Genomic DNA, 10409 nt, shown 5'->3' with positions numbered 1-10409 from the left:
GCCGGGCCCCCAAACGCCACCCGCCCACCCCCGACCGCCCAGCACCCCCCGCCCCCGTGGGGGAGAAGAAACCGGAGCCCAACGGTCCCGGGGGCAGGGCCGGTCGGCCCTGCCCCCGGGCGGGCCGGGCCGGGATGCTGGTTCCAGGGGCCGGACGGAGAGCCGGGCCCATGGACGTACGGAGGCATACCCGTGAAGAAGGCCGTAGTCGTAGGGGTGGACGGTTCGCCGGAGAGTCTGGCGGCGGCCGACTGGGCGGCGCGCGAGGCGGCCCTGCGGGGGCTGCCGCTGCGCATCGTGCACGCCTGGCTCTGGCAGCCGCTGGACATCCCGCTCGTCCAGAACCGGGAGACGGAGGCACAGGCCGCCCGTGCCGTGCTCCGGGAGGCCGAGAACCAGGTCGCGACCCGCTACCCCGAACTGCCCGTCTCCTGCCGGGTGCTGCCCGAGACGGCCGTCGTGGCGCTGCTGGCCGAGGCCGAGCGGGCCGAGCTGCTCTGCCTGGGCACCCGGGGCCACGGGGCCCTGCTCGGCTTCCTCCTCGGCTCCTACGGCCAGCAGGTGATCGCCGGGGCGAAGGGGCCCGTCGTCTCCGTACGCGCCTACGACGGCGAGTACCCGGTCAGGGAGGACGGCGAGGTCGTCGTCGGCCAGCAGGGCAGCCCCGAGGAGAGCGCCGATGTGCTCGACTTCGCCTTCGAGGCCGCTGCCGTACGGGGAGTCCCGCTGCGGGCGGTCCGTGCCTGGAGCCTGCCGCCCATCTACACCTGGAGCGCCTCCCTGGCCCTGGCCGACGCCGCCGGCGGGCTGGAGCCCTTCGAGCGCGAAGCGCTCCGGGAGGCCCTGGCCCCGTGGCGCGAGAAGTACCCCGAGGTGCGGGTCACGGAGCACGTGGAGATGGGAAGCGCGGGGCAGGTGCTGGTGGAGGAGTCCGCCGAGGCACAGCTGATGGTGGTCGGGCGGCGTGCCCGCCGGGCCCCGATCGGCACCCGGATCGGCTCGGCCGCCCACGCGGTCCTGCACCACGCCCGCTGTCCGGTCGCGGTCGTGCCGCACGCCTGACGCCCGCACGGCGCCGCGCCGGTCCCGAGTTCGCCCCGCTCCGGCCTTCCGCTCGACGAGCCCGCCCCGTCTCCCCACGGGGCGGGCTCCCGCCCGCGGCGGCGGCCCCATGGACCCCATGGAGTAGCGGGGCGGATGTCGCGGGAGGGGAGGAGGGGGGGAGGGACAGGCCGCGCCGGGCACGTCTCGTCGGCCCCGATGAGACGGTGATCCGCCGAGCGCGGTCAGCTCCCCGCCTCGTCCTCGTCCCCGGCCTCGTCCTCGTTCCCGGCCTTGTCCCCGGCCTCGGTGTCCACGACTTCGACCCGCGCCAGCGGCTCGACCGCGGGGCCCTGCAGCACCGCTCCGTCGACCCCGAAGCGGGAGCCGTGGCACGGGCACTCCCAGGTCGTCTCCGCCTCGTTGAAGGTGACCAGACAGCCCAGGTGCGTGCACCGGGCGGAGACGGCCCGGACCGTGCCGTCCAGGTCCCGGTGCACGGCGCACCGGCGGCCGTCCACCCGCACCACCGCGCCCTTGCCCGGCGGCACCTGGCCGACCGATTCCAGCCTGGGGACGCCGAGCCGGTCGCCCACGAAGTGCTCGGCGACCGCCGCCTGCCGCCGGAGCAGGGAGGGCGCCTCCCTCAGCGTGCTGCCCAGTCGTCGCGGGTCGTACAGACCGGCCCAGGGCGGCGGGGTGTCCCCGGTGACGAGGGCGGCCAGGAGCCGTCCCGAGAGGACGCCCCCGGTCATGCCCCAGCCGTTGAAGCCCGTGGCCACGTAGGTGTGACGGGCCCCGAGGTGCAGCGGGCCGACGCAGGGCACCGTATCGCCGGGATCGTTGTCCTGGGCTGCCCACCGGTAGGCGGTGGGGCCCACCGGGAAGCGTTCGCGCATCCATGCGTCGAGCCTGCGAAAGCCCTCGCCCGCGTCGCCCGTACCGGGCGTGAAGCCCTCGCCGGTGACGATCAGCAGGCGCCTGCCGTCGTCCAGAGGGGCGGAGCGCACCGAGCGCTTCCCCTCGTCCTCCGTGATGTACATCCCCTGCGGCGCCCGGTCGGCGGTGATGGGAGCGGCGACCACCAGCTCCCGCCTCGGCGCCAGCCGGGCGAAGAGCAGCGCCCGGTCGAAGACGGGGTAGTGCGTCGCCACCACCACGTGACGGGCGGTCACCAGCCGGGCCCGGTCGGTGGTCAGCCGGCACGGCGTCCCTTCCGACAGCTCGGTGACCCGGGTGTGCTCGAAGACGAGGCCACCGCGGGCCGCCAGGTCCTCGGCCAAGGCCAGGAGGTATGCGTGCGGGTGGAACTGCGCCTGGCCGTCCAGCCGGACCGCGCCTTCGACGGCGAAGGGCAGTCCCGTCTCCGTGACGTACTCCGTGGGCAGCCCGGCATCGGCCGTGGCAGCGGCCTCCGCCTCGACGGCCGCGCGGGAAGCGGGATCGGCCGCGTAGGAGTAGGCGCTGACCCGCTCCAGATCGCAGTCGATCCCCAACGCCTCGACGATCCCGGCCAGCCGCTCCACGGCGTCCTGCTGCGACATCGCGTACAGCCGCGCCGCCTCGGCGTCCCGGGTCCGGCGCAGCCGGTCGTACACCAGGGAGTGCAGTGCGGAGACCTTGGCGGTGGTGTGGCCGGTGACGCCGCCGCCGATGCGGCCGGCCTCCAGCACCGCGACCCTCAGACCCGCCCGGGACAGCTCCCACGCCGTGCTCAGTCCGGCGATGCCTCCGCCGACCACGGCGACGTGCACCTCGATGTCCTCGGTCAGCGGCGGGCGCTCCGGTGCGTCGGAGCCCTCCAGCCAGAAGGACCGGTCCTGCCCCGGCAGCGGGTGCGGGTTCGTCATGGTGGGCTCTTTCGGGTCGGTCGCTGGGCGGACGGGCCTGCGGGTTCCCCTCACGTCCCGTCCCACACATCGGGGCCGGGCCGGGGCACCGTGGGCCTCGGGTCCCGGCTTTGTCCCCGTGGCCCTCGGGGTGCCTCAGCCCCGCGTGCCTCCGCCCCCGGGCCCCCCTTCCTCACCCCTCGCCGCTCCGCCCCCGGCGCGTCATCAGCCGTTGGGCGGCGGTCAGTGCCGTGGCGGCCGGACGAGTCGAACGCAGCGCCGCACGGGCCGCGTCGGCGCCCGGCGCCCCGTGCACCCCGCCGCCCGGGTGTGCCGAGGCGGAGGCCAGGTAGAGCCCATTCACCGGTGTCTCCGGGCGGCCTGTGCCCGGTACCGGGCGGAATACCAACTGCTGGTGGAGGGCGGCCGTGCCCCCGTTGGCCGACGAGCAGGAAAGGGCGGTCGGGGACCAGGCCGCGGGCGAGCTGGGAGGCCCACCGGCTGAGCCCGTCGACGCCCTCCGCCAGGTGCACGGTGCCCGCCGTGGCGGCCGCCGGGCTGTTCCAGGGGACGGAGCCGTCCAGCGCCCAGTCCACCTTGAACGTGGCGAAGTCCCGCACGTTGGCCGCCACCAGACCGTTGGGACCGCTGCCGATCACTACCGCGTCGACCATCGCGTCGTCCTTCCCCGGGGCGCCCCGGCGGTGCGGGGTTCAGTCGGTCCGCACGCCGTCCGCCGCGGGGGCCGTGACGCGTTCGACCAGTCGGGCCAGGCGCGCCAGCATGGTGCGGTGGCGCAGTTGGAGCAGCGTGTCCAGCAGCGGGTTGTGGAGCGTGCCGCCCAGACCGCGCAGCGGGTGTTCGTCGACGATCACGAGGGTCCGCTCGCCCCACGGGCGGATGTCGAAGGCGATCCGGGCCGTGCCCCAGGGGCCGCCCTCGGCCTCCAGCTCCAGGGTCCCCGGACGGTCGATGCGCCGGACGACGGTGCGTCCCGAGAACCGCTTGGGCCCCACATGCACGTGGTATGTGATCGACGACCCGGTCTCCGGCCAGTCGCCCCGCTCCGGGTGGGAGTCCGAGGTGCCGACCACCCACTCCCCGTACCGTGTTCCGTCCTCCAGGACCGCCCAGACGGCTTCGGGCGGCCGGTCGATGAGGTGATGCCGTACAGCCATGACCCTCCTCGGTTCGTGAGGTCGCGATGCGTCCCATGATGCCGCGAGCCGGGCGGGTCCGCCGTGCGACGGCGCCCTCGCGCACGCGTCACAGGAGCAGCGCGTAGGCGAGGAAGAACGCGGCCACCACCACCGCCACCGCCACGATGGCGATCACCGGACCCGCGGCCCAGCCACGGGGCGGTGCGTGGCGCGGCCCCGCCTCCGAGGTGCTGCCCTCGGCCGGTGGAGTCTCCCCGGTGGGGACGGAACCGCCCGGGTCCAGCCCTGGGGTGTCACGCGGGTCGGGGTCGGGACTGTTGCTGTTCATGCCTGCCGAGTACCCCCTTGCGCGCCGCCGCACCGTGAGGAACCGGACGGATGCGTACGACGCGGACCGGGCGGCCGGGGCCGTGGGGGGCCGGTCGGGCGAGGCCGCTTACGGACCGGACGAAAGGCCGCGTCAGGTACGTGCGCCCCGGGGAAATCCGGCGCTTCCTGGGCGAAGCCGACGAGCACGGTCGGCTCGGCAGCGGATCCCGCCGCCGTGCTGGAACGGATCGCCCGGCTGCTGTGCGGGCACCGCGTCCGGGACCGGTTCCCCGCCGGAAGCTGACCGCCGAGACCGGGCGGGCCCCGCCGCGACCGCGCGACGGGGCGTGCCCGTACCGTCAGAAGGCCACCCTCTCCGCCGTGCGGACGGACGCGCTCATGTTCCGCTCCATCATGCGCAGCGCGGCCTCTGCCAGATCCTCGTGGATATGGGCCACCGCGTCCTTCGGCACGGTGACCCGCAGCTGCCGGATGTGCGCGTCGAGCGCCGAATACAGCACACACTGCTCCGTCACCTGGCCGCAGAGCACGACATGGTCCGCCCCGAGCTGCGAGAGCAGGTAGCTGAGCGGGGTCTCGTAGAAGATGGAATGCCGTGCCTTGACGACGAAGAGGGAATCGTCGTCCGGCAGGATGGGCTCGACCAGCTCCGCGTACTTCCCGGCGAGCGTCGTCTCGACGATCTCGCCGTGGTGGGACCGCCATTCACCGAAATTGTCGTTGGCGTAGATGACCGGGACGCCTTCGGCGCGGGCGCGGGCGATCAGCCGGGTGAGCTGGGGCAGGGCAGTGCGCACCGACCGGACGAGCAGCTCGGCGTCGGGGTGGTCGTAGGCGTTGATCATGTCGATCACGATGAGGGCGCTGTTTCCCATGGGAGCCATCGTGGCACCCGGACCGCGCCGCCACACGGTGGGTGTTTCACCCGGAGCCCCATGGGAACCCGGCAGTGGCCGCGGCGCCCGGGAGAGCAGCCGGGTACGGAATCCGCAGCATCTGGGGAATCGCGGCCGTGAACCCCGGGACATGCCGGACCACGCCCCCGGAACGGAACGCCGCCGGAACGACGCCGGAACGACGAGAACGTCCCGGCGAAACGCGCGAGCCGATCGCGCACGCCTGATGGAGACGGCGGGCATCGACCGCCTCACCGCCCTCCACACCGCCATCGACCTGGTCCGCAGGGGCGGCACGATCTCCGTCTGCGGCGTCTACGGCGGCTCCGCCGACCCGATGCCGCTGCTGACCCTCTTCGACAAGCAGATCCAGCTCCGCATGGGCCAGGCCAACGTGGAGCGCTGGGTCGACGACCTGCTGCCGCTGCTGGTTGACGGCGACCCGCTGGGCGTGGACTCCTTCGCCACCCACCACCTGCCGCTGGAGGACGGGCCGAAGGCGTACGAGACGTTCCAGAAGAAGGCGGACGGCATGATCAAGACTCTGCTGGTCCCCTGACCACCACCGCCCGACGGAAGGACACTCCGATGGAGACCAGCACCGAACGGCCCGGCGGCAGGCGCGTCGTGGTCACCGGAGCCACCGGCAACGTCGGCACCAGTGTGGTCCGCGCGCTGGCCGCGGACCCGGGGACCGGCTCCGTACTCGGCCTGGCGCGCAGGCGCCCGGACCTGGACATCGCGAAGGTCGCCTGGGACACCGTCGACCTCTCGCGCGACGACAGCGAGGAGCGGCTCACCGGCCTGCTGGACGGCGCCGACGCCGTCGTCCACCTGGCGTGGCGCTTCCAGCCCACCCACGACCCGGTCACCACCTGGCGGAGCAACGTCCTCGGCTCGCAGCGGGTCTTCCGCGCGGTGGAGCGGAGCGGGGTCCCGGCCCTGGTGCACGCCTCGTCCGTCGGTGCCTACTCGCCGGGCCCCAAGGACGAGCCCGGCGTGGACGAGCGGTGGCCGACCGACGGCTGGCCGGACGCCGCCTACTGCCGGGAGAAGGCCTACCTGGAGCGCGTCCTGGACACCTTCGAGCTGCGGCACCCGGACATCCGGGTGGTACGGATGAGGCCCGGCTTCCTCTTCAAGGAGACGGCCGCGCCCGAGCAGCGCCGGATCTTCGCGGGCCGCCACGTCCCGGGCACCCTCATCCGCCCGGATCTGCTGCCCTTCGTGCCCGACCTGGAGGGGCTGCGCTTCCAGGTCCTGCACACCGACGACGCCGCCGAGGCGTACCGGCTGGCCGTGCTCCGCGACGTACGCGGGCCCTTCAACCTGGCGGCGGACCCGGTGCTCGACGCCCACCGGCTGGCGGAGCTGCTCGACGCCCGTACCGTACGCGTCCCCAGGGCGCTGGTCCGTACGGCCCTCGCGGCAGCCTGGCGCGCCCATGCCGTGCCGGCCTCCCCGCACCTCTTCGACGCGGTGCTGCGGCTGCCCGTACTGGACTCCACCCGGGCGCACGAGGAACTCGGGTGGCAGCCGGCCCGTACGGCCGGGGACGCGCTCGGGGCCTTTCTGCGCGGAGTGCGGGAGGGCCGGGGCGAGGACACCGCACCGCTGGCCGGCCGGAAGACCGGCTGAGCGGCGGGGCGGCGTCCGCGCGGCCGGGCAGGGACGGAACCGGGGCGGTGTCCTCGCCCCGGATTCAGCCCCTGCTCGCCGCCCCCGCACCGACACCGGTCGGAGCCGCGGCCAGGTCCCCGATCACGAACCCGCTCCGGGGCGCCGTCGGGATCCGGTTCAGCGGAAGGCGGCCTCCGGCGGCTCGGTGAGGTCGAGCCGGGCCGCGGCGGCGAGCTGGTCGGCCCCGGGAGCCGCCGGGTGGGCCGCTTCTCCCTCCCGTGCCCCTCACGCGGATCCCGAGAGGGGCACGGCCCTCTTGAGGGTCCCGCTCTCCTTGAGGGCCCCGGCGCGGACCCGCGCGCAGGACTGGCTGATCAGCCGGGAGACGTGCATCTGCGACAGGCCGAGGTGCTCCGCGATCCCGAGCTGGGTCATGTCGCGGAAGTAGCGCAGGTAGAGGATGGTCCGCTCGCGCTCGGGGAGCTTGCGCAGCCCGGGTTTGGCGGCCTCGCGGTCGACGGCGACGTCCAGGGCGTGGTCCCAGGAGCCCAGCCGGTCGGCCAGGGTGGCACCGCCGTCCGCGCCCGCCGGTTCGGCGTCCAGGGACAGGGCGCTGTAGCTTTCCAGTGCCTCCAGGCCGAGCAGGACGTCCTCCTCGGCGAGGTTCGCCTCCGCCGCGATCTCGGCGCGGGTGGGGGCGCGTCCGCCCAGTCGCTGGGCGAGGTCGCGCCGCGCCGTCCGGACCTGGTTGCGGAGGTCCTGGACCCGGCGCGGCACATGCACGTCCCAGGTGTGGTCGCGGAAATGCCGCTTCAGTTCGCCCGTCACGGTCGGTACGGCGTAGGTCTCGAAGGCCTTGCCCCGCGCGGGGTCGTACCGGTCCACCGCCTTGACCAGCCCCATCGCGGCCACCTGGCGCAGGTCGTCCATCGGCTCCCCCCGATTGCGGAAGCGGGAGGCCAGACGGTACGCCATCGGCAGCCAGGCGCAGACGACCTCCTCGCGCAGGGCGTCCCGCTCCGCCCCCCGGGGAAGCGCGCTCAGCTTCCGGAATGCCTCGTCGGACGACGGGGCACCCGGGTCTGTGGAGGGCCGGGGGACAGGTGCAGCCTGCATGGTGCTCACTCCTCTGCGGTGACGTCCGTGTGACGGCGCTCGACCACCGTGGGAGCGCTCAGGAGTCGGACAGACGCCGCCCGGAACTCCCACGGGCGCCTCTTGTCCGAAGCACTTTCAGCCTCATACCCGTGCAGATAGGGGCCAAACACATGAAACAAGAATAAAACGGCGACATCGGCTCGGCCATGGGGGCGGATCGTGGCGTATGGGACCGGCCGGAACGGGTACCCGCCTCGGTCGAGCCACCCCGACCGAACGGGAGGAAACGATGGATCTCGCACCCCTGACGCGCCTGTACGAACGCCCCGGCCCCTGGGCCTCGGCGTACCTCGACACCTCGTTCGCCGACGAAGCCACCCTGAGCCGCCGCGAGCTCCAGGGACGGCGGATCAGCGAGGAACTGGCCGCGCAGGGAGCCGACGAGGAGACCTGCCGTGCCGTGCGCCGGGCCGTCGAGTCGTACGCGTACGGGCAGACGCCCGGCCGGGCCGTCTTCGCCGCCCACGGCGAGGTCGTCCTCGAACCGGTCCTGGCAGTTCCGCCGCCGGACGAGTCGTCCGCCGTCTGGGCCCCGCTCCCGCACGTGGCACCACTGTTGGAGCTGACGCCGGACGAACCGGACACGCTCGTCGTCCGGATCGACCGGATCGGAGCCGACTTCGAACTCCGTACGGCATCCGGCAACCGCCCCGAGGGCACGGTCGAGGGCCGCGACTGGCCGGTGCACCGTACGACCGCCTCCGACTGGTCCGAGCGTCATTTCCAGCTGAGCGTGGAGAACACCTGGGAGGAGAACGCCCGCTCGGTCGCCTCGGCCGTCGAGGAGGCCGTCGGCCGGACGGGCGCGGGGCTTGTCGTCCTGGTGGGCGATGAGCGGGAGCGGCGGACGGTGCACGATGCGCTGCCCGGCGCGCTCCCCGCGACCGTCGTCGAGACCGACCACGGCGGACGCGCCGCCGGCTCCGACAGTGCGCGGCTCGACGAGTGGATCGCGGCCCGGCGCCGTGAGCAGGCCCGCCTGCGCGGCGAGGAGACCCTGGAGCGGTTCGCCGCCGCCAAGGGCAGCGACGGCGCGACCGAGGCCGCCGAGGGCGTCGCCGCACTGATCGACGCCGCCCGAGAACACCGGATCGCCACCCTGCTGCTCCGGCCCGACGGCCCGGACACCCGCCGCGAGGTCTGGGCGGGCCCGCAGCCCGGACAGCTCGCCCTGCGCCGCACCGACGCCCGCGCCCTGGGCGAACCGGAACCCTTCCCCGTGCGCGCCGACGACGCCCTGCTGCGGTCCGCCGCACTGACCGGTGCCGACGTGGTCGTCGTCGGCGCGTCCGCCGCCCGGGACCGGAGCCCCGCCGAGGACCTGGCCGCCGACAACCGCCCGGCGTCCGGGCAGGACGGGGCCGAACCCGTGGGCGGCCTCGGAGCCGTCCTGCGCTGGCCCACCGGCGGGGACCACCCGCTGGTGGAATCCGGCACCTGACCGCGCCGGGCGGACCGGGCCCGCGCGAGGCGGCCCTCGACGGCCCCGCGCCGGACCGGTACCGCAGCCGAGGAGACGATGACCATGCCGATCACGACGCAGGCCCCGCCGGTGCGGGGCGCCCCCTGCTGGGTCAACCTGCTGGTACGCGACCTGCCTGCCGCACAGGCCTTCTACGCGGCCGTGCTCGGCTGGAAGTTCGACGACTCACGCCGCCTCGGCGAGGGGTTCTCGGTGGCGTCGACGGACGGACGGCCCGTCGCGGGCATCGGCGCCCGTTCCCCGTCCCTGGCCGCGCCGACGGTGTGGACGCCGTACTTCCGCTCCACCGACCTGGACGGCACCGTCGCCCGGATCCGGGAGCGGGGCGCGACGGTCGCCGTCGGCCCGATCGCCGTGGGCGACGGCCGAGCGGCCATCGCCTCCGACCGGGACGGTGCCGTCTTCGGCGTCTGGGAGGGGACCGCACCCCTGTGGCCGAGCGGTGCGGCCGCCGCACCGCCGTGGCTGGAGCTGCGCACCCGGGACGCCTTCGACGCCGCTCTCTTCTACGGCGAGGTCTTCTCCTGGCCGCGCCCCGGCCCCCGCGGCATCGACGTCACGTACGAGGAGGACCGGATCGTCGCCCGCGTGGCCGGCCGACCCGTCGCCGTGCTCTCCGGCGGAGCCGTCGAGAGCGCCCCCGATCCGGCGGTCCGCCCGCGCTGGGCCGTCCACTTCGCCGTGGACGGCCCAGCGCGGGCGGCTGAGGCAGCGGTCCGGGCGGGCGGATCGGCCTTCCCCACGCGAGCCGTCGGGGCCGGTGCCGGCACGCACGCGGTCGAATACGTCGTCCGCGATCCGGAAGGGGGGGGGGGGGGGGGGGGGGGGGGGGGGGGGGGGGGGGGGTGGGGGAACTAAGTGAGGAGAGCCGGGTTGGCTAAGGCTGCCCGCC

9 protein-coding genes and 2 pseudogenes are annotated in these 10409 nt (G+C 74.6%); 5 read left to right on the top strand and 6 right to left on the bottom strand.

Translation table 11 applies throughout. The features are described from left to right. Nucleotides 1–192: 192 nt before the first annotated feature. Complete coding sequence (locus AC0682_RS12715) at nt 193–1062, top strand: universal stress protein (RefSeq protein ID WP_478532695.1); 870 nt, start codon at nt 193–195, stop codon at nt 1060–1062. A gap of 224 nt (nt 1063–1286) precedes the next feature. Here the strand turns inward: AC0682_RS12715 and AC0682_RS12710 are convergent, their stop codons facing one another. The 5 genes and pseudogenes from AC0682_RS12710 to AC0682_RS12690 all read right to left on the bottom strand — a co-directional run bounded on the left by AC0682_RS12710 (nt 1287) and on the right by AC0682_RS12690 (nt 5235). Continuing rightward, nucleotides 1287–2891 (bottom strand): FAD-dependent oxidoreductase, encoded by a 1605-nt coding sequence (locus tag AC0682_RS12710; RefSeq protein WP_478532694.1) that lies wholly within the window; start codon nt 2889–2891, stop codon nt 1287–1289. Nucleotides 2892–3063: 172 nt separating this feature from the next. Beyond that, nucleotides 3064–3484, bottom strand: a pseudogene (locus tag AC0682_RS12705) (hypothetical protein); the annotation flags it as partial. A gap of 99 nt (nt 3485–3583) precedes the next feature. Beyond that, complete coding sequence (locus tag AC0682_RS12700; RefSeq protein WP_478532693.1) at nt 3584–4048, bottom strand: SRPBCC family protein; 465 nt, start codon at nt 4046–4048, stop codon at nt 3584–3586. 88 nt (nt 4049–4136) lie between these two features. Next, on the bottom strand, nt 4137–4358 hold the full coding sequence (locus tag AC0682_RS12695; RefSeq protein WP_478532692.1) for a DUF6480 family protein: 222 nt from the start codon (nt 4356–4358) through the stop codon (nt 4137–4139). Between the two features lie 340 nt (nt 4359–4698). Next, entirely contained in the window at nt 4699–5235 is a 537-nt protein-coding gene (locus AC0682_RS12690) for a cysteine hydrolase family protein (RefSeq protein WP_478532691.1), read from the bottom strand. A gap of 241 nt (nt 5236–5476) precedes the next feature. Between AC0682_RS12690 and AC0682_RS12685 the strand changes: the two are divergent. After that, nucleotides 5477–5815 (top strand): annotated as a pseudogene (locus tag AC0682_RS12685) (glutathione-dependent formaldehyde dehydrogenase); the annotation flags it as partial. Nucleotides 5816–5844: 29 nt separating this feature from the next. Then, nucleotides 5845–6894 carry an NAD-dependent epimerase/dehydratase family protein gene (locus AC0682_RS12680; RefSeq protein ID WP_478532690.1) on the top strand — a complete coding sequence of 350 codons (1050 nt, stop codon included), beginning with the start codon at nt 5845–5847 and terminating at the stop codon, nt 6892–6894. A gap of 267 nt (nt 6895–7161) precedes the next feature. Here the strand turns inward: AC0682_RS12680 and AC0682_RS12675 are convergent, their stop codons facing one another. Further along, nucleotides 7162–7992, bottom strand: a complete 831-nt coding sequence (locus AC0682_RS12675; RefSeq protein ID WP_478532689.1) for an RNA polymerase sigma factor SigF — start codon at nt 7990–7992, stop codon at nt 7162–7164. 271 nt (nt 7993–8263) lie between these two features. On the opposite strand from AC0682_RS12675, the gene AC0682_RS12670 reads away from it, so the two are divergent. Both AC0682_RS12670 and AC0682_RS12665 read left to right on the top strand, forming a co-directional pair. After that, complete coding sequence (locus tag AC0682_RS12670) at nt 8264–9475, top strand: baeRF2 domain-containing protein (RefSeq protein ID WP_478532688.1); 1212 nt, start codon at nt 8264–8266, stop codon at nt 9473–9475. Nucleotides 9476–9553: 78 nt separating this feature from the next. After that, complete coding sequence (locus tag AC0682_RS12665; protein WP_478532687.1) at nt 9554–10375, top strand: VOC family protein; 822 nt, start codon at nt 9554–9556, stop codon at nt 10373–10375. Nucleotides 10376–10409: the final 34 nt, after the last annotated feature.

This window comes from Streptomyces sp. NPDC043746, from assembly GCF_056436485.1.
This window is presented reverse-complemented; position numbering and strand designations above follow the sequence as displayed.